Origin of the sequence: Streptomonospora arabica (genome assembly GCF_039531585.1) — a bacterium.
Lineage (GTDB): Bacteria > Actinomycetota > Actinomycetes > Streptosporangiales > Streptosporangiaceae > Streptomonospora > Streptomonospora halophila.
Window position 1 is genome coordinate 62,595 of sequence record NZ_BAAAQI010000002.1, and the last position, 18,617, is coordinate 81,211.

Sequence of the window (18,617 nt, forward strand, 5' to 3'; positions counted from 1 at the left end):
AGCGCTGATCACGACCGGCCTCAAGGAGCCCGCCGCAATGCTCCGGAGCTCCCGCTGTGGCAGGCGCGGACTGCCCCGACCACAAGCAGGGGCGCTGCGTCCTTCGGACGCCCGGTGAATTCGCCGCTGTCGACGGGCATCCGGACCGATCCATGAGGCCGAGAACTTTATTTACCGACGACCAGTGACCAGGTGAAGGTGGTCTCGCATGGGACGTATCGACAAATCTACGAAGATCGTGGCCGCCGCTGTCGGCGGCTATGTTCTCGGCAGGCGCAAGAAGCTGAAGCTCGCCATTGGCCTCGGCCTCTTTATGGCAGCGAAGAAGCTGGACATCAATCCGCGGACGCTCATGAAGGAACTGAACGAACTCCCCGCCGTCAGCGAGCTGAAGCACCAGGCCCGCGGGCAGCTCAGCACCGTCGGCAAGGACGTGGCCGGGAGCATGGTCACCGCCTGGGCGGGCAGCCTGGCCGACTCGCTGAACGAGCGCACCGAGCGGTTGCAAAGCGGATCCACTGATGTGGAGGAATCGTCCGGCGAGGCCGCGGAACCGTCCGAACCAGACAGCGGCACGGGCACCGAATCGGCCGCGAAGGAGGAGGCGTCTGGGGCCGGCGAGGCGAAGGCCCCTGCGGGCCGGCGGTCAACCACCCGTTCGCGGGGCACCCGCAAGAGCAGTGACCACGAAGGTGATCAGCATGGCTGAGAGGAGCACCGGCCCACTGTCGCGGTTGCGTGAGGCTGCCGACAGGAATGAGGGCACGGCCAAGCTCGCTGACGCGATCCAGGACTACCTCACCGCCAAGGCCACGAGTACCGCCAGTGACATGGCGAAGAAACTCGGCGGCTATGCCGAGCGGCTCACGTCGACAGGCGCGGGCGGATCGGCGGAAGCGGTTGCAGAGGGGGGCAAGAAGCTCCTGCAGGGTAAGGGGCCGGTCGGTGCCGCGGCCGGGGCGGCCGGCAAGGGCGCCGAGGGCGCGGCCAAGGGCCTGCTGGGCAGAATGTCCGGCGGTGGCGGTGGCGGTGGCGGTGGCAGTGGCGGTGGAAGTGGTCCCAAGGCCATCAACATCGTCGAGAACATCGACGTGGGGGTTCCGCTGCGCGCCGCCTACAACCAGTGGACCCGCTTTCCCGACTTCGGCAGCTTCGCCAAGGGCGTGCTGAGCGTCGAGGAGGAGGACGACACCACGTCCAAGTGGACGGCCAAGATCTTCTGGTCGACCCGTAGTTGGAAGGCCACGATCAACGAGCAGATCCAGGACCACCGGATCTCATGGACGAGCGAAGCCGACAAAGGCACCACAAAGGGCGTGGTGACCTTCCACCCGCTGGGCGAGAGCCTCACCCGCGTGCTGCTCGTCGTGGAGTACTACCCCAAGGGGTTCTTCGAGAAGACGGCCAACCTCTGGCGGGCCCAAGGGCGCCGGCTGCGGTTGGACCTCAAGCACTACCGCCGCCAAGTCATGATGATGGCCCAGCCCGAGGCCGAGGAGTTGGAGGGCTGGCGCGGCGAGATCCGAGATGGTGAGGTCGTCCTCAGCCACGACGACGCACAGGAGCTGGAGGAGGCCGGCCTCACAGCGGAGCAGTGGGCCGAACTCGACGAGCTCGACGAGGACGAGCGTGCCGAACTCGATGAACTCGACGAGGACGAGCGTGCCGAACTCGATGAACTCGACGAAGACGAGCGTGCCGAGCTGGCGGACCTTGCCGAGTCGGGTGATGAAGAGGACGAGGAGGAGGGAGAAGAGGAAGGGGAGGGCGAGTACGCCGCCGAAGATGAGGAGGAGGAGCAGGAGCAGTCTGCTTCGAGGCGTTGACCCCCGGGCCGTCCCGAACAATGCGCGCTGGAAACCGCCTCTCCTTGCGGCGGTACGCACGGTCCGCAGCCGTTCTGTCTCTGTGATGGCGCGGGCCGGCGCCGTGGCGGCGACACGCCGCAGGCTGCGTTTTCGTGGCGGAACGCGCAAACGTGCTGGCCGCTCGAAGGGCGGCCGGCAGGCCAGCTCGCTGCTGAGGACAGGGAGGCAGCAGGCGGAGGGACGCATCCCGAGCGGGACCGCCGGATGGCGCCAGCCGGACTTCCCGGAATGCGCCTGCGGCCGACCGGGGCCGTGCCTCAGCCGGTGGTGCGGTCCGGGCGGCCTACACCGGCCGCCCGGGCCGTCCTGGTGAGCGCGCTGTCAGTCCTCTCGGCTGTCGGGCCGATCCTGGCCGGTCAGACGACTCGCAATCCGATAGTCGACGTGGATGTCCCGGTAGGTGACTCCGGGTTCCACCTCGTCCGGCAGATTGGTGCGGTCACTGCCTGAGGCGGCGTCCTGCTCCGCGTCGCCTGGAAAATCCACGCTGACCTCCGGTACTTCGCTGAAGGTCAGCTCCTCCGCCTTTACCGAGGCGCTGATCTCCACGTCTCCCCGGCGCGGTCGTGACGGCTTGCCCATAGTCCTCAGTCCACCTCAGGTGTCCTTGGTCCTTCTCACCGCGCTTCCGCCAGTCCGCTTTCCGGACTTGCCCGCGCCCTTCCCGACCCTGCGCGCGGACTTGCCCGCGCCTTCGGCCGTCCTCCCGGCACCCTCACCCCTGCCGGTCCGCCTTGCGGACTCGCCTGCGCCCTCGACTGCGCGGCCGGCGGCTTTGCCTGCGCTCTTGCCGACTTCGCCCGCACTCTCGCCGACGTCCTCGACCGCACCACCGGCACCCTCGCCGACGTCCTCGACCGCACCACCGGCACCCTCGCCGACGTCCTCGACCGCACCACCGGCACCCTCGCCGACGTCCTCGACCGCACCGCCAGCACCTTCACCGACGTCCTCGACCGCACCACCGGCACCTTCACCGACGTCCTCGACCGCACTACCAGCACCCCGGCCGACCTCCTGGACCGCACCACCGGCACCCTCGCCGACGTCCTCGACCGCACTACCAGCACCCCGGCCGACCTCCTGGACCGCACCACCGGCACCCCGGCCGACCTCCTGGACCGCACCACCGGCACCCTCGCCGACGTCCTCGACCGCACTACCAGCACCCCGGCCGAGTTCGCCCACGGCCTGACCAGCGCCACTGCCTACGTCCTCAAGCGTCGACTGCAGGCCGCGGGTCAGGTTCTCCAGAATTTGCGGGTTGTTGTCGATCGTTTCCAGGACCCGCTCGATGATCGAAGCGACATTGTCGAGACGCACCTTCAACAGGGCCTGCGCCTCGACCCCCTTGATGGTGAGACCGACACGCCCGAGTTCAACATCCGCACCCACATTGAGTTTCACCAAGTCCAGGACCTCAGCCTGCAAAGACACCCGCGCCCGGAGGTTCTCGACCTCAAGCTGGATCTCGTCCACCTTGACCACCGGGACGTCGAGCAGTACATCCGGCTCTTCGGAAGCGGATCCGCGACCACTGCCATCGGGCCCGTGCGGCCTCCGCGAAAGCTTCTTCTCGTCGTCCCGCCTCCGCTTGGCGGACCTCTCCCCACCGTCTTCACGCGTTCGGGCGGGCGGCCGCGTCCTGCCCTGGCCGTCGCTGTCGTTTTCAGGCATGTCCCCCCCTACGACATCCTGGGCGCCGTCTCGGCCGCCAAGCGACGCTACGCGTCGGTGCGGCCGTTGCGGCGCGCGGCAGCACCGGCGCAGGCGATCCCGCTGCGCTCCGCGGCGCTCCGCATATCGACGCCATTTCCCTGGGCCGGTCCGGCGAAACCGTCTGACCTGGGGACTTTCAGCACCATCACTGTGGTTTAGGCAGGAATCGCCGGGATGAGGCGGCGGCGGTACTCCAGGGCCCCGATGCGCCCGCGGGTGCTCAGGCGGCTGGGGCGCGCCATCGCGCGCCACTGCAGCGTCCCTGCCCACGGTGCCGCGCGGTGTGGTGAAGGCAACCGGGCAGGAACCCGTTTGAACACTGACGGAAGAGTAGAGTTGACGGGTCGGCCGCCTTCCGTGCCGCGCGGGTCCTGTCGAAGGAGCCACTCCGGAACCCGCGCCGGAGCGCCGCCCGATCCCCGCTCGCGCGGCCGAGCGCCCGGCCCCGGCGGTGCCGCCTGCCCATGTCGACGGAGGAGTTCCTTCTGCCTGCCGCCCGCTCGTCCGCGTCCGCCCCGCCTGCAGGTTCACGCCCCGCACCGCCGCACCCGGTTCTGCTCGTCGCTCTCTCCGGCACGGTGCTCGCGCTCAGCGGGCCCGGACAGACCGCGGGGATCTCCATCTTCGTCGACCACATCATCGCCGACGTCGGCATCAGCCGCTCGGCGGTCTCCACCGCCTACATGGTCGGCACCCTGTCGGGGGCGCTGGTCCTGCCCTGGATCGGCCGCGCCGTCGACCGCTTCGGCGTCCGCCCGGTGCTGGCCTGCGTCGCGCTGGCCTTCGGCGCGTTCCTGCTGCTGCTCGCCGGCGCGCGCGAGTTCGTTTCGCTGACCGCCGCGTTCGTCGGCGCGCGCGCCATGGGTCAGGGCGGTATGACCATGATCGCCACCACGGCCGTCGGGATCGCCGTCACCCGCAACCGCGGCACGGCTCTGGGCATCACCAGCGCCGCCGGGGCGGCCGGGATCTCCCTGTTCCCCCTGCTGGCCGAGCGGCTGATCGCCGCCGTGGGGTGGCGGCACGCGGTGCTGGCCGAGGCGCTCCTGGTCTGGGCGATCGTCCTGCCGATCGCGTGGTGGGGTATGCGCGGGGTGCGCAACGCCTCCGCCACGACGGCGAAGTCGGACACCGCCGGCCCGGCCGACGCCGCGGCCGCTTGGCCGCTGCGCGCCGTGATGCGCACGTCGATGTTCTGGACGATCTCCGGCGCCGTAGCCTGCAGTGGGCTGGTCACCACCGCGGTCTTCTTCCACCAGGTCGCCCTGCTGGGCGAGCAGGGACTCACCCCCACGCAGGCGGCGGCGAACTTCCTGCCGCAGACCGTGGCCGGACTCGTGGCGTCCCTGGCCTTCAGCTCGGCGACCGACCGCTTCTCGCCCAAGCTGCTCATCGCGGGGTCCATGGCCGTGCACGCCGCCACCCTGGCCCTGCTGCCCTTCGTCTCACCGGGAATCAGCGCCATGGCCTACGGCGCGACACTGGGTGCCGCGGCGGCCGGCGCGCGCGCTGTGGAGGCGGCTGCGTTCCCCTACTACTACGGCACCGCCACCCTGGGCACGCTGCGCGGGCTCACCCAGTCCATTGCCGTGGCCTCCACCGCCGTGGGCCCGGTCCTCCTCTCCGTGGGCCGCGACGCCACCGGCTCCTACCAGCCCGTCGTGCTGGCGCTGGCGATCCTGCCCGCGGTCATCGCGGTGGCCGCCCCCTTCGCCCGGCGGCCCCGCAGGGCCACCGCAGCGCCGGCAGCCGAACCGGCCGAACCGGAACCGGTCGAGCCGACCGAACCGGCGCTGCGCCGATAGCCCCCAGCGACCTCCCTCGGGCGCCCGCCACTAACAACTTCGCTGACACAAAGGCAGAGCTGGTCGGCGGTGTCCGGCCCTGCGGAGACGCTCGTCGCCCCCCGCCCCTCCGCATGCACGCCCATACCGCCGGTCCCGCCGCCCGGGACCGTCGACGAGCGCGACCCCGGCGATCCGCAGGCCCGCACCCGCGCAAGCGGAGCCGATCGGGTCTCCATCGGGCGCCGCCTCGTCCACGACGCCGGCGGCGCTCCCCTGGTGATCGACTGGCGCGCCCGCATCTCGGCGGCCTTCCACCGGGCCGGCCCCGACGACCCGCAGGGCGTCGTGCAGCGCCGGCGCTCCGGCTTCTCCGACGACGCCGAACTCACCGCCTACGCGGACGAGCACCTGGCCGCCTCCGGGGCCGCGCACGACGGCGTCGCCGGCCGGCGACGAGCGGACCGACCCGAGAAGACGTGGTCCGCTCGTCCGAAGGGTGCCGCCCCCATCAGCTGCTGTGCCTGATGGTGACGACCTCGACGGCGATTCCGCACCGGCGCAGGGCCACGGCGGTGCGGTACAGCTCGACCTGCGCCAGCGGGTAGAGGTTGTCGACGGTGACATCGGTGTGCTTGGCCAGCCGGAGGGCGAACACGACCGTCCTCGGCTGGAAACCGGTGAGGTCGCGCTCGGGGTCGATGCGGGCCACCGCCTCGGCGAACCATTCGCGCGCCTGACGCTCGTAGTGCAGGCTCTCCACGGCCGACTTGGCCTGGTTGAACAGGTGGCTCAGGCCCGCTGCCGACGAGGCCTGCTTGACATGGACCAGTTCGTTGCCGGGCCCCAGCAGGTCGCACAGTTCGACGCCGTTGCCGGAGTGGACCTCGGTGCGGGCGAGGTTCTTGTCCAGACAGAGGTAGCCGGGCTGCGTCTCGCCGACGCGCCGGTTGTAAGCACCTTCGGGGGACTCCTTGTCGCGCCGGTAGGCCAGCAGGTCGGGCCAGTCGGGAAGGTCCAGGGAGGAGCCGCGCGCGAGGAGGTCCGCGACCTCGCGACCCACTTCCTCCAGGTAGCGGGGGCCGTACTCGTACCAGCGCCCGTCCCGCAGCACGTACATCTCACTGCCCGGCGACACCGTGGCATCGATCCAGTAGCACAGGTTGCGGTGCGTGGCGAGCTCCCGCCGGCCGTCGGCGTCCTCGAACAGCTTGATCCAGCCGCTCTTGAGGGCCTGGGCGAGGGTTCCCTCCTTCAGGTGGCGGAGCCGCGCCACCAGGTCCTCCTCCCGGAGTTCGGTACGCAGCGGGCACGTCGCGGGGCCGATGCGGACCCGGAACGAACGCGCGTCGTCGAGCTGGTCGAAGACGTCCAGCGGCGGGGCGATCGCCAGCCCGACGGACTCCGGGTCGCGCAGCCCGTCCTCGACCAGCGACCAGAGCGCCTCGACCTTCTCGGGGGAACGGACCTCCTTGCGGTCCTCCAGGAACCGCATTTCCTCGCGCACCTGCCCGTCCTTCACGGTGGCGGCGATGAAGCGGATGTCGTTGACGAGGTCGGCCTGGTCGACACCGAGGTGAGTGCGGATGCCGTCCCCGCATTCGGCGAAACGCGCCTTCTCACCACCCCGCGCGGCCGTGAGCTCGTTCAGCCCGCACTTGGCCTTGAGCCGGTTCACCAAATCCCTTTCGTGCCGGAGGCCGAAGGTGCGCACCGCCTGGCCGCGCGGGATGTGGGTGCTGCCGTACCGGTTCACGGTGTCCATGTCGCGGGTGTTCACGGTTGCCACCGTTGCCGGGTCGAGGGCGCAGGCGGCGAACGTGCGTCCGAACTCCGGGTCCCGGAGGTCCCTCGGGATGAGGTGGTGGCCGCCCCCGTAGCTGAACGCGTAGACGTGGTCGTCCACCGCGATGAGGACGGCGGCGACCGGGGACGTCTTGCGCAGGTCCAGGTCGACCGCGGTGGTCCGGGTCGCGTCGGCCTGCCAGTCGGGCGGGCGTTCGCCGCCGCGCATCCCGTACAGCACCACCGCGAGCATGCCGTCGATGCGGGTTGTTCTGAGGTCGAGCTGCCGGCGGGCGGTTCCGGCTTCGTCGAAGACGGCGCGCATGTCCTGCTCGTTCGCATCTACATCGGTCAGCCGGTACAGCGTGACCTCGCGGACGCGGCCGCCGGGTCGGGGCGGCTCGGCGTGGGGAAGTGCCGTTCTGGTTGTCATTGCGATCTCCCGGGGGAAGCAGCGAATCACGGTCGTGAACGCACCGTTGAGCACACACTCAACGGCGACTCCGTCAATGTACGCCGTGCTTGTGAACTTAGTCAACAGGCATATTTCTGTGTACATGTGTTCTACTGCACATGCGGCTGCGATAGGGTCAACACCATGGCTAGATCGGTGCCGGACACCGGCGACGGCGACGCCGCGACCGTCAGCGCGGCCGAGATCGCCCGCCTGGCGGGGGTGGGGCGCGCCGCGGTGAGCAACTGGCGGCGCAGGTACGGCGATTTCCCGGAACCGGTGGGCGGCACGGACACCAGCCCTTCGTTCGACCTGCGCGAGGTGCGCCGCTGGCTGGAGCAGCAGGGCAAGCTCGACCAGGCGCCGAGCGTGGAGTCGGTGTGGCAGCTCATGGACGCCGCGCGGGGCCGGCTGGACACCGCCGACGCTGTGGCGTTCACGGGTGCAGCCCTGCTGGTGGCGACCTCGGAGCGCGACACGGCGGGAATGGCGGATGCCGAGCTGGACGACTGTATCCGGGCGGTGTTCACAGCCGTTCCCGGCATCGGGGCTCCGGAGCTTCCCCCTGTACACACGTTCCGGGAGACGCTGGACGCCCTCGCCGAGCTGGCTCGTAGCCAGGGCGGCCCGCAGGAGGCGTTCGAGCGGCTCTACGAGCGCTTCCTCACCTCGGTCACCCGCCAGTTCACGGCCACCCCCGAGGAGCTCGCCGAGCTGATGGTGGATCTCGCCGGCCGCCCCGAGGGGACCGTGTTCGACCCGGCGTGCGGCGCCGCCACCCTGCTGCGCACGGCGTTCCTGCGCGGTCGGGGAGTGCGTCCGGTCGGACAGGAGTTGGCCGCGGGGCTGGCGCGGCTCGCCGGGGTGCGGCTGGCGCTGGCCGGTGCCGAACCCGATATCCGCGCGGACGACTCGCTGCGCGAGGACGCCTTCCCCGATCTGTCCGCCGACACGGTCCTGGTGAACCCGCCGTTCAACCAGCGGGACTGGGGTGTGGAGGAGCTGGAGTTCGACGCCCGCTGGGAGTACGGGCTGCCGGCGAAGGGCGACTCGGAGCTCGCCTGGGTGCAGCACGCGCTCGCCCGTGCCCGGCCCGGCGGCGCGGTCGTGGTGGTCCTCCCGCCGGGGGTGGCGTCGCGGCGTTCCGGCCGCCGGATCCGAACGGAGCTGCTGCGCCGGAGGGCGTTGCGCGCCGTGGTCTCGCTGCCCGCAGGGCTCGCGCCCCCGATGGGCATTCCGCTCATGCTGTGGGTGCTGCGGCGCCCGGCTGAAGGGGAGGCCGCGCCGTCCGAGGTGCTGCTCGTCGATGCCGCCGCGGCGGTCGTGGAGCCCGCCTGGCCGAAGGTGCGAGATGCGGTGCTGGCCGCCTATGAGCCGTTTGCCGCCGACCGGCAGGCCGGCGGCGGGGAGGCCGGCAGCGAGGAGGCCGGTTACTGGCGGGCGGTGCCGGTGGTCGACCTCCTCGGCGAGGACGTGGATCTCACCCCGGCCCGGCACCTCGCCCCGGCCGCCCCCGATGTGTCCGGACTCGGTGCGGCCCGGGAGGCCTTGGCCGGCCTCGCTGGTCGGCTCTCGGGTCTGCTACCGGATGTCGCCGAGGCGTCGCCGGGGTCACGGGCCACGGTGACCGTGCATGATCTGGTGCGCCGCGGGCAGGTCGAGCTGCTCTGGACACCGTCGCACCGCCGCGGGGAGGAGGGCGCCCCCGGACCGGAATCCCTTCTCGCGTTCACCGTGAAGGAGGTGCTGTCCGGGGGGCCGCCGTCGCAGCGGATGCCGGAGGGTGTGGACACGGTTAGGGTCCGGGCGGGTGATGTGCTGGTGCCGCGCGCGCCGGTCCCCCGCCCGGCCGCCCGGGTGGTCGACGACACCGAAGCGGGAACTCCCGTCGCGGGCAACGTGGTGGTCGTGCGCCCGGACCCCGACGCGGTCGACTCGTGGTTCCTGGCGGCCGTGTTCAGCGGCTCCGAGGTGGCGCAGCGCTCCTCCTCACTCTCGTTAAACCGTTCCTCCCTCGTCGACGTCCGGCGGGTGGGGTTGCCGCGCCTGCCGCTGCTCGACCAGCAGCGGATCGGTGCGGCCTTCCGCCGGCTGGAGGAGTTCCGCGCCACTCTCGACGGGCTGTACCGGGCGGGTGACGACGCGCGGCGCACGATGGTCGACGGCCTGATCCACGGCGCGCTCCGCCCGGTCGCGGACGGGCCGGAAGACACTTTCGACGAATGATCGGCGCCGGCTCGGCGGAACCGGTCGCGCCTGTCGTCACCGCGTCGCAGACTTTCCCCTGACCCCTTCATCCTTGGTAAGGAAGACCCGCCATGAGTTCTGACCATCAGCGGCTCGCCGGTTTCCTCTGGTCGGTGGCCGACCTGCTGCGCGGCAGCTACAAGCAGTCGGAGTACGGCCGGGTGGTGCTGCCGTTCACCGTGCTGCGGCGACTGGAGTGCGTGCTTGAGCCGCACAAGGCCGCCATCATCGAGAAGCGCGATGAGCTCAAGAAGAAGGGCATCGAGAACCGGGAGCGCCAGCTCCTGTCGTTCGTCCGGCCGCTGGGGTTGAGCTTCTTCAACGAGTCGAACCTGAGCCTGCCGAAGATCGTGGGGGCCGAGACCGACGAGCATGTCATCGCCCGGAACCTGCGCACCTACGTCGGCGGTTTCTCCTCGACGGCCGCGGACATCTTCGAGCACTACGACTTCACCAACCAGATCGCCCGGTTGGAGAAGTCGAAGCTGCTGTACCAGGTGGCGGGCAGGTTCGCCGACCCCGATCTCAACCTGAGCCCGGAGCGGGTGTCCAACCACCAGATGGGCTACCTGTTCGAGGAGCTGATCCGCAGGTTCTCCGAGATCTCCAACGAGACCGCCGGCGAGCACTTCACCCCGCGGGAGGTCATCAACCTGATGGTGAAGCTGCTGCTGTCGCCGGACGAGGCCGAGCTGCTCACCCCGAGCAGGGTATTCACCGTGCTGGACCCGGCATGCGGGACCGGGGGCATGCTCACCGCAGCAGAGGACTTCATCACCGAGCACAACCCGAACGCGACCGTGAAGGTGTTCGGCCAGGAGATGAATCCGGAGTCCTACGCGATCAGCCGCTCGGACATGCTGATCAAGGGTGAGCCGGCCGACAACATCAAGCTCGGCAACTCCTTCACCGACGACCGGCACGCCGCACAGTCGTTCAGTTACCTGCTGGCCAACCCGCCGTTCGGGGTCGAGTGGAAGCAGGCACGCGACGAGGTCGAGGCCGAGCACGAGAACAAGGGGTACCGGGGCCGGTTCGGCGCCGGCCTTCCCCGGATCAACGACGGTTCGCTGCTGTTCCTGCAGCACATGATCCACCACATGCGCAGCCCCGAGGAGGGCGGCGCGCGCGTGGCGATCGTGTTCAACGGTTCCCCGCTGTTCACGGGCGGCGCGGAGTCGGGCGAGTCCAATATCCGCCGGTGGATCCTGGAGAACGACTGGCTGGAGGGCATCGTGGCGCTGCCGGACCAGCTTTTCTACAACACGGGGATCTCCACCTACTTCTGGATCCTGTCGAACAAGAAGGATCCGGCCCACAAGGGCAAAGTGATCCTGCTGGACGCCCGCGACGAGTGGGAGAAGATGCGCAAGAGCCTCGGCGACAAGCGCAAGCGCATCCCGGACGACCGGATCGCGGAGCTGAAGAAGCTGTACGTGAACGCCCTCTCCGAGGCGGAGTCGGACCCGCGGGTGAAGGTGTTCCGGCCGAGGGATTTCGGGTACCGGCGGATCACGGTCGAGCGCCCGCTGCGGCTGCGTTTCGAGGTGACCGAGGAGGCGCTGGCCGAGCTGGAGGCCAACAAAGCCCTCGCCAAGGATACCGATCTGCGGGACAAGCTTCTCGCCGCGCTGCGTCCTCTGGCGGGCCGGGAGCCGGTCTACAGCCGGGCCGATTTCGACGCCACATTGAAGACCGCCTACGCCGACGCGGGGTTGACCGGTATCCCGGCCGCTGTCACCAAGCAGGTGTGGAACGCGGTCAGCGTCAGCGACCCGGAGGGCGAGTTGCAGAAGGACAAGAAGGGGAATGTCCTTCCGGACCCGGATTTGCGCGACAATGAGAACGTCCCGCTGAACGAGGACATTCACGCCTATGTGGAGCGCGAGGTCCTGCCGCACGTCCCGGACGCTTGGATCGACGAGAGTAAAACCAAGGTGGGGTACGAGATCCCCTTCACCCGGCATTTTTACGAGTACACCCCGCCAAGGCCGTTGGAAGAGATCGACGCGGAGCTGAAGGAGCTTGAGGGCGAGATCCAGCGGTTGTTGGGAGAGGTGACGGAGTGATGTGGCGGCAAACGCACCTCCGAGCCGCCGCCGAGGTCTCGTTGGGACGCCAACGGTCTCCGCAGCACGCGGAAGGACCCAACATGGTCCCCTACCTTCGTGCCGCCAATGTAAAAGACGGCCGCATCGATCTGAGCAGTGTTCTGGAGATGAACTTCTCTCCGCAGGAACAGCAGATCTTTTCTTTGCGCGCCGGCGATGTTCTGGTGACCGAAGGCAGCGGGAGCCTCGGCACGGTCGGAGCCTCAGCAGTCTGGCGAGGAGAGCTAGAAGGCACCGTCTGTTTTCAGAACACCCTTCTCCGGTTGCGACCTCGTCAAGACGTAGACGGCCGCTATCTCAGTTGGTGGGCGCGCTCCGCCCATGGCTCGGGGCTGTTCGCGTCCGTGGCCAGCGGCGCGAACATCTACCACCTGAGCGCCGAACGAGTGCGCGCACTTCCAGTGTCCCTACCTCCCGTTGACGAGCAGCGACGCATCGCCGATTATCTCGACGCCGAGACAGCGCGGATCGACGAGATGATCAAGTTACGCAACAGACAGATGCTGATCATTTCAGAACGCTATCGAGCTGCAATCTCAGAGAACACCACACCAGGCATTTCTCAAAATGTAAGGAGAAGTGAGGCCTGGCCCTGGCTACCCAACGACATGCCGACTGCCAGGCTTGGCTATCTCGCCCGAATCCAATCCGGCGCCACTGTAGATGCAACTAGGAAAGCTACTCCGGACGATATTGAAGTTCCATATCTTCGAGTGGCAAACGTACAGGGCGAAGGAATCGACCTATCCGAAATAAAGACAATAAACCTTCCAAAGTCAGCCATTAGGCGCTCCACGCTACAGCCTGGCGACGTAGTTATGACAGAGGCTAACGGAAACCCCGACAATCTAGGACGTGGCGCAGTATGGAATGACGACATACCTGGCATGGTTCATCAGAACCACATATTTGCCATCCGAACAAATAAAGATTCGCTACTGCCAGATTTCCTCTCGTCCACACTGGCATCAATACACGGACGCAAGTATTTTCGCTTTACTTCTAACCAAGTAGGAATCGCCACAACTAGCGGCAGCAAAGTACTCGATTTCCCTGTACCAGTAGTCGACATGAAAAAACAGAAATCCATTGCAAGTGAATGCGCAAAAATGAGAGAGTCAACGAACCGCATTTTCGACACTCTTAATCACCAAATCTCTCTCCTTGCTGAGCGACGCCAGGCGCTCATCACTGCCGCTGTCACCGGGCAGATCGATGTGACGACGGCGGGGCGGGCGGCCGTGGGGTGACGCTGGGGGCGTGGATCGACGGCCGCCGTGCCGGACAGGGAGTCTGGGTCAGCGTCGGATCCTGGTGTGGAAATGGGCCCAGGTGACCATCGGGCCGGTGTAGTCGTCAGGGGTAGGGGTGTGGACGCCGCAGCACGGGTCGGCCTCGGCGGGCACGCGACCCCAGCCGTGGGAGAGGACGGCGGCGAGAACCAGGCCGCAGCCGCCGGGGCGCATCAGGTCGAAGGGTTGGCGCTCCGCGCGGGTGGTGGCCTGCCCCTGGTCGATCACCTCCAGATGGAGGACACCGGCCGCCAGACCGACGAGCCCCACGTCCACCTCGCCGCCGGGGCGGCCTGAGGCGGTGTGGCGCAGGGCGTTGCTGAAGAACTCGCTGGCCACCACTTCCACGGCGTCGGCCACGTCGTGGAAGTCGCGCACCAGCGTCCGCACCCAGAGGCGGGCCTCGCGGCACTGCTCCGCCACACCGGGAAAGCACCGGTAGGCGCTGAGCGTGAACGGGGAGAGTACGTCCTCCATCACGCCACCTCCGCAAGCGTGCCCGAAGCGGCCTGCGCGACCTGCTTACCGCGTGCGCGAGGGCGGCGGCTGAACAGCTCACGGACTTTTCCCGCGCGGTTCGGTCCTGCCGGACGAAGTCCAGCCAGGAGTGCGGCAACGTCACGCGGAGAGTCCGCCGGAGCCTGACCGTTCCGGCCCCAGACGAACGACCAGGAGTCCCCCAGCCACATGGCCACGACGGCGACCCGGCGACCGTCAGGTCCGGCGGTGTAGAGCACCGGGTGATCCGAGCCGGCCAGCGCCACCAGCGCCGACCTCCCGAACGTATGCACCTCCCGCTGTAGCCGAGCCAGTAGCGAACGGCGGATTTCACCGAGGGTGGGTGACCGGTGGCCTCCAGTAGTAGATGAGGGGTGCACGAAGCCTCCTTACATCATGAACAACAGCGTGAGATCATTAGAGCATCAATGCGCATCTGATGCTAGCGATGTGACGAACAAGCTACCGACAGCAAGCAGGCACTGGCCATCAGGTAAGAACGCCGTGCACTGTCCCTGGCTAAGCTCGACCCGTTCCTACGGGCACAAGGAGGATTGAATGCCTACAAATCAGCCCACTGTCGCCGGGCGTGACCTTGGGGCGGAGCTACGTTTGCTCCGCGAGGCTCGGAACATCAGCAGTCGCAAGGTGGCCGAGCGGCTGGGATGGGCTCAGTCCAAGATCTCGCGCATCGAGACAGGGAAGCAGAGCATCAAGCCAGAGGATGTCGCATCGTTGCTGGCGCTGTACGACGTAATCGGACGTGATCGTGAGTACCTCATCGAGAAGGCATCAAGGTCCGATGAGTCCGGCCTTGTCGAAAAGAACGGGGGCCAGGGAAGCCTCTCGCGCGAGTCCCGCACGCTGATCCACCTGGAGGCGAAGGCGACCGCCATCTACAGCCTTGAGATGCTGCTGATTCCCGGGCTCCTCCAAACACCGGAGTACACCAGGGCTCTCCTACAAGCGTTCCATGCTCCTGGGGAAGACATAGAGGTGCGCGTAGCTGCTCGGATGGGCCGACAAGCGATCCTCACCCGCGACAAGCCTCCGAGGTTGGAGTTCATCATCGATGAAGGCGCACTCCGCCGTCAGGCATTGCCGTCCAAGCTTATGGCCCGCCAGCTTCGCCACCTAACGGAAGCAGCCGAACGCCCGAATGTCTCACTTCGTGTACTCTCGTCCCAACTCGGAGCTCACTCGGGTCTCGATGGCCCCTTCACCATGCTGGAGTTCGGCAAGAACAAGCCGGTCGTCCACGTGGAACACAAGATCTCCGGTCTCTTCATGGAGGAGGAGTATGAGGTCACGTTCTTCCGCGAGGAGCTCGATAACCTTAGAAGTGTCGCGTTGAGTCCCCAAGATTCGGTGGATCTCATCGCAAGCATGGCGAAGGACAAAGACGAAGGATGAGGAAGCCGGAGATGATTGCGCCCACCGATCGCAAGGCTGATTGGCGCAAGAGTTCATACAGCAACGGCAATGGCGGAGAGTGCGTCGAATGCTCCAGCGCCGCGTGGCACGTCTCCTCCTACAGCGGTCGCGAGGTCAACTGCGTCGAGTACGCCCAGCTCCCCTCCTCGGTCGCCGTGCGGGACTCCAAGCACCCGCAGGCGGGGCACCTGTCCTTCTCCGGGGACGAGTGGTCGGCGTTCCTCACCGCTGTGAAGGCCGCCCGCTTGTAGAACTCTCCGGCTCTTCCCCGAGGGTCGGGCTCCGGCGGCGGCATACCGGTGGATCGGGAGTCAACGTGGCCGGATCGGGTCATCCACCGGGATTCGCTCCTTCCATCGAAGGGGTACGACGATCAGCGTCCCCCGTGCTGCGTCGATCAACGAGGAGCGTCGCCCCGCATGGCCGAATCCCCCATCAGCGGTCACGGCTTCACCATCGAGCAACTCTTCTCCGGCCAGCGGTTCGGCTTGGACTACTACCAGCGTGAATACGTCTGGTCCCGCAAGCACGTCGGCTCCCTCGTCGAGGACCTGTACCAGCGGTTCGCCGCCTCGTGGCACCCCGAGCACAGCAGGTCGCAGACGTCCGAGTACGCCCCCTACTTCCTCGGGCCGTTCGTGTACTTCGAAGAAGGTGAGACCACCTACCTCGTCGACGGCCAGCAGCGCATCACCACGCTTCACCTGCTGCTGATGCATCTCCGCCGACTGCTCGTCGAGCAGCAGATCGACGCCGACGACGACCTGAGCGAACTAGACAAACTCATCCGGGTCTCCAAACACGGCCGGCGTACCTACACCATCGCCATCGACGAGCGGAGCGCACTACTCGACTCCATCTACAAGGGAGGCCCCTACACCCTCCCGAAGAACTCCACACAGTCGTTGCGCAATCTCCACGAACGCGCCCGCGACCTCGACGAGACCTTCCCGCCCGAGCTCCGCGGCGAAAGCCTCCTCCCCTTCCTGGACTGGCTCCGCGACCGCGTGTGCCTCGTCGGTATCAAAGCCGACAGCCGCGAACAGGGCTGGGAGATCTTCAAGACGATGAACGACCGGGGCGTCAAGCTCGACCCCATCGAACTACTGAAGGGCTTCCTGCTCTCCCACGGCCACGACCGTCACCGACTCGACGTGAAGTGGCGGGAGATGCTCGCCCAGATCATCGCCAACGAGCCCCACACTCCCAGCGACTTCATCACCGCCATGCTGACCGCCAAGTTCGCCGATCTCTCCGAAACCGGACCGGGCAGCGACACCGACAGGATCGGCACGGCGGCGCACGAATGGGTCCGCGAGAACCACGGCCGGCTCAGCCTGCACGGCAAGGACTCCTACGACCGCTTCGTCACCGATGAAGTCTGCGGCCTCGCCGACCGGTACGCCTCCCTGCTGCGCGCCGCGAAAGAGCCCTACGAGGGCCGCGAAGCCGTCTTCTACAACGCGGTGAACGGACTCGACTGGCAGTACACGGCGATCCTCGCCGCCGTCTCCCCCACCGACGACCTCGACGAGTTCTGGAGGAAGGCGGTCCCGATCGCCGGATACCTCGACCTCCTCTACGTTCGCCGCTTCGTGAACGACAGGGCGCGCCAACCCGAGGCCTTGGACGACGAGGTGGCCCATCTGGTGCCGCGGCTCCGCGACTGCCGAACCGGTGAGGACGTCAGGAACCTGCTCAGCCAGGAGATCGCCGGACTGGACGACGACTTCACCGGGATCGCCGCGACCAAGTTCGGCCTGCGGCACGACAACAGGAAGCAGGTGCGCTACCTGCTCGCCCGGGTCACCGCCTGGGTGGAGAAGGAATGCGGCAAGCCCGACCCCATCGCCGACTACCTGCGCCGACAGCGTCCGTACGAGATCGAGCACATCTGGGCCGACAAGCCCGAGCGCTACCAGTCCGATGCACCCACACTCGCCAAGTTCAACGCCCTGCGCGATCGGCTCGGCGCCCTGCTGCTCCTGGACAAGAGCGAAAACGCGAGCTACCGGGACGCTCCCCTCAGCGAGAAGGTCGAGTCCTACCGCCAGCAGAACGTGCTCGCCGCCTCCCTCCACCCGGAGTTCCACCGCGCCAGGAACCCCGGGTTCCGCAAGCTCCGCACCAACAGGGAGTACGGGCTGGCGAGACTGTTCCAGAGCTACAAGAACGACTCCGAGTTCACCGCGAAAGCCATCGACGAGCGCCAGAAGCTGTACCAGCGGCTGTGCGAACTGGTGTGGGCACCGGAGAACTACGGATTCACGGTCCCCAAGCACGTGACGCCCGAGCGGCGTGCCGCCCGGCGAGGGCGGGCGCGCTACGACGTCACCGTGGCCCAACTCGTCCGGAACGGCTACCTGGCTGCCGGGCAGGAGATCTTCGGCACCCGCGCCGGTGAGCGCTACACCGCCACCGTCCTCGGCGACGGCCATGTGAAGGTCGACTCCGGGGAGATCTTCACGTCCGTGTCGTCGGCGGCCATGTTCGTCCTGAACCGGCAGTCCGCCAACGGTTGGACCTTCTGGCACGCCAAGAAGGCCGGCGGTAAGGCCACGCTGAAAAGCGTCCGCGACGAGGCCCTGAAGGCGGGCCTTCGGGACCAGCCGGCACTTGAGTAGTTCCTGCTGCTCCTTGCGAGCGAGCAGCGTTCCGGCGCAGGTGCCGGACGATTCCGGCGGCGGCACCGGCGACCGCCGCGCCGCTCGCGAAAGCCAGCAGCAGGCGCCCCGCGCCGCTGCGGGTGCGTTCCGCTCCCTCCGGGGGCACGCCGCCCTCGCGGTCGTCGCCGTGCTGCGCGGGCTCGGCAGGGCCCGCCTTCTGATACTCCTCGTCGAGGATCTCGTTGAACCGCCGATCCAGCCGGCGGCCGGTCGTCCTCAACCGGGACTCGCGGGCGGCAGCCCAGTAGGCGCGCCCCACCGGCCCGCGGAACATTTCGGCGGCGTTCGCCCGCAGCCGCCTCTCCGGCATCGCGCCCGCCCGGAACGCCGTCCCCCACTGCGTCACGATCATGTTCGTGTAGAGCTGCTGCTTGCGGGCCTTGGGATCCTCGTCAGCGGGCACCGGCCCCCAGCACTCGTCAAGATCGGGATCGTCCATGGCCATCTGGAGCAGCTCGCCCATCGCCTGGCGGCGGCTCTCCTCGACCGAGTGGCGCGTCTCCCGCGCCTGGAAGACCAACGTCACCGCCACACCGACCAGCGCCAGGACCGAGATCAACGCGGACACCGCGCCGTAGGTCTGCCCGATGAGACTCAACCGCTCCCACTCCCCGTCGGCCCCGCCGAAGGCCCGCAACCCCAGCGGTGAAAAGCCGACGAGCACGAGCGCCACCACGACGAGCAGCAGAACCGTGGCAACAGTCAGCGGCCGGGTGTTTCCGCGCTCCGATGCCGAGGACGGCACCACCGTCCACCGCC

Annotated in this window: 14 protein-coding genes and 1 pseudogene; 10 read left to right on the plus strand and 5 right to left on the minus strand. The window is 67.9% G+C overall.

All coding sequences use genetic code 11. The features are described 5' to 3' along the window. Positions 1 to 208 precede the first annotated feature (208 nt). Together ABD284_RS03420 and ABD284_RS03425 are read left to right on the plus strand one after the other, a co-directional pair. Positions 209 to 709, plus strand: a complete 501-nt coding sequence (locus tag ABD284_RS03420) for a hypothetical protein (protein ID WP_344140839.1) — start codon at positions 209 to 211, stop codon at positions 707 to 709. Continuing rightward, positions 702 to 1,826 (plus strand): SRPBCC family protein, encoded by a 1,125-nt coding sequence (locus ABD284_RS03425; protein ID WP_344140840.1) that lies wholly within the window; start codon positions 702 to 704, stop codon positions 1,824 to 1,826. The genes ABD284_RS03420 and ABD284_RS03425 overlap by 8 nt, the downstream gene beginning before the upstream one ends. A 363-nt stretch (positions 1,827 to 2,189) precedes the next feature. On the opposite strand, the gene ABD284_RS03430 is transcribed toward ABD284_RS03425, so the two are convergent. Next, positions 2,190 to 2,417: a hypothetical protein gene (locus ABD284_RS03430; RefSeq protein ID WP_344140842.1), complete on the minus strand. Its 228-nt coding sequence runs from the start codon at positions 2,415 to 2,417 to the stop codon at positions 2,190 to 2,192. A gap of 48 nt (positions 2,418 to 2,465) precedes the next feature. Further along, positions 2,466 to 3,545 (minus strand): hypothetical protein, encoded by a 1,080-nt coding sequence (locus tag ABD284_RS03435; protein WP_344140843.1) that lies wholly within the window; start codon positions 3,543 to 3,545, stop codon positions 2,466 to 2,468. A 620-nt stretch (positions 3,546 to 4,165) separates the two neighbouring features. Here ABD284_RS03435 and ABD284_RS03440 point away from each other — a divergent pair. Continuing rightward, positions 4,166 to 5,392: an MFS transporter gene (locus ABD284_RS03440; RefSeq protein ID WP_344140844.1), complete on the plus strand. Its 1,227-nt coding sequence runs from the start codon at positions 4,166 to 4,168 to the stop codon at positions 5,390 to 5,392. Between the two features lie 69 nt (positions 5,393 to 5,461). After that, positions 5,462 to 5,899, plus strand: coding sequence for a hypothetical protein (locus ABD284_RS03445; RefSeq protein ID WP_344140845.1), 438 nt, complete (start codon positions 5,462 to 5,464; stop codon positions 5,897 to 5,899). Here the strand turns inward: ABD284_RS03445 and ABD284_RS03450 are convergent. Next, positions 5,883 to 7,589 (minus strand): TIGR04141 family sporadically distributed protein, encoded by a 1,707-nt coding sequence (locus tag ABD284_RS03450; RefSeq protein WP_344140846.1) that lies wholly within the window; start codon positions 7,587 to 7,589, stop codon positions 5,883 to 5,885. The genes ABD284_RS03445 and ABD284_RS03450 overlap by 17 nt on opposite strands. A gap of 165 nt (positions 7,590 to 7,754) precedes the next feature. Here ABD284_RS03450 and ABD284_RS03455 point away from each other — a divergent pair, with 165 nt between their 5' ends. From ABD284_RS03455 to ABD284_RS03465, 3 genes are all read left to right on the plus strand, one after another. Beyond that, positions 7,755 to 9,836 (plus strand): N-6 DNA methylase, encoded by a 2,082-nt coding sequence (locus ABD284_RS03455; protein ID WP_344140847.1) that lies wholly within the window; start codon positions 7,755 to 7,757, stop codon positions 9,834 to 9,836. Between the two features lie 92 nt (positions 9,837 to 9,928). Further along, positions 9,929 to 11,926, plus strand: coding sequence for a type I restriction-modification system subunit M (locus ABD284_RS03460; RefSeq protein ID WP_344140848.1), 1,998 nt, complete (start codon positions 9,929 to 9,931; stop codon positions 11,924 to 11,926). A gap of 83 nt (positions 11,927 to 12,009) precedes the next feature. Continuing rightward, positions 12,010 to 13,218, plus strand: a complete 1,209-nt coding sequence (locus tag ABD284_RS03465; RefSeq protein ID WP_344140849.1) for a restriction endonuclease subunit S — start codon at positions 12,010 to 12,012, stop codon at positions 13,216 to 13,218. 48 nt (positions 13,219 to 13,266) lie between these two features. Here ABD284_RS03465 and ABD284_RS03470 read toward each other — a convergent pair whose 3' ends face one another. Next, complete coding sequence (locus ABD284_RS03470) at positions 13,267 to 13,737, minus strand: ATP-binding protein (RefSeq protein ID WP_344140851.1); 471 nt, start codon at positions 13,735 to 13,737, stop codon at positions 13,267 to 13,269. A gap of 579 nt (positions 13,738 to 14,316) precedes the next feature. On the opposite strand from ABD284_RS03470, the gene ABD284_RS03475 reads away from it, so the two are divergent. The 3 genes and pseudogenes from ABD284_RS03475 to ABD284_RS03485 form a co-directional block, all read left to right on the plus strand. Continuing rightward, positions 14,317 to 15,171, plus strand: coding sequence for a helix-turn-helix domain-containing protein (locus ABD284_RS03475; protein ID WP_344140853.1), 855 nt, complete (start codon positions 14,317 to 14,319; stop codon positions 15,169 to 15,171). Positions 15,172 to 15,182: 11 nt separating this feature from the next. Further along, entirely contained in the window at positions 15,183 to 15,443 is a 261-nt protein-coding gene (locus ABD284_RS03480; protein ID WP_344140855.1) for a DUF397 domain-containing protein, read from the plus strand. Between the two features lie 168 nt (positions 15,444 to 15,611). Continuing rightward, positions 15,612 to 17,723, plus strand: a pseudogene (locus ABD284_RS03485) (GmrSD restriction endonuclease domain-containing protein); the annotation flags it as partial. Here ABD284_RS03485 and ABD284_RS03490 read toward each other — a convergent pair. Next, positions 17,656 to 18,606 carry a DUF6082 family protein gene (locus tag ABD284_RS03490; RefSeq protein WP_344140857.1) on the minus strand — a complete coding sequence of 317 codons (951 nt, stop codon included), beginning with the start codon at positions 18,604 to 18,606 and terminating at the stop codon, positions 17,656 to 17,658. The pseudogene ABD284_RS03485 and the gene ABD284_RS03490 overlap by 68 nt on opposite strands. Positions 18,607 to 18,617 lie beyond the last annotated feature (11 nt).

What these genes read in the sequence shown, in the direction of transcription:
- ABD284_RS03420 (WP_344140839.1), top strand. Translation starts at nt 209, where the DNA reads ATGGGACGTATCGACAAATCTACGAAGATCGTGGCCGCCGCTGTCGGC.
- ABD284_RS03425 (WP_344140840.1), top strand. Translation starts at nt 702, where the DNA reads ATGGCTGAGAGGAGCACCGGCCCACTGTCGCGGTTGCGTGAGGCTGCC.
- ABD284_RS03435 (WP_344140843.1), bottom strand. Translation starts at nt 3,545, where the DNA reads ATGCCTGAAAACGACAGCGACGGCCAGGGCAGGACGCGGCCGCCCGCC.
- ABD284_RS03450 (WP_344140846.1), bottom strand. Translation starts at nt 7,589, where the DNA reads ATGACAACCAGAACGGCACTTCCCCACGCCGAGCCGCCCCGACCCGGC.
- ABD284_RS03455 (WP_344140847.1), top strand. Translation starts at nt 7,755, where the DNA reads ATGGCTAGATCGGTGCCGGACACCGGCGACGGCGACGCCGCGACCGTC.
- ABD284_RS03460 (WP_344140848.1), top strand. Translation starts at nt 9,929, where the DNA reads ATGAGTTCTGACCATCAGCGGCTCGCCGGTTTCCTCTGGTCGGTGGCC.
- ABD284_RS03465 (WP_344140849.1), top strand. Translation starts at nt 12,010, where the DNA reads ATGGTCCCCTACCTTCGTGCCGCCAATGTAAAAGACGGCCGCATCGAT.
- ABD284_RS03470 (WP_344140851.1), bottom strand. Translation starts at nt 13,737, where the DNA reads ATGGAGGACGTACTCTCCCCGTTCACGCTCAGCGCCTACCGGTGCTTT.
- ABD284_RS03475 (WP_344140853.1), top strand. Translation starts at nt 14,317, where the DNA reads ATGCCTACAAATCAGCCCACTGTCGCCGGGCGTGACCTTGGGGCGGAG.
- ABD284_RS03480 (WP_344140855.1), top strand. Translation starts at nt 15,183, where the DNA reads ATGATTGCGCCCACCGATCGCAAGGCTGATTGGCGCAAGAGTTCATAC.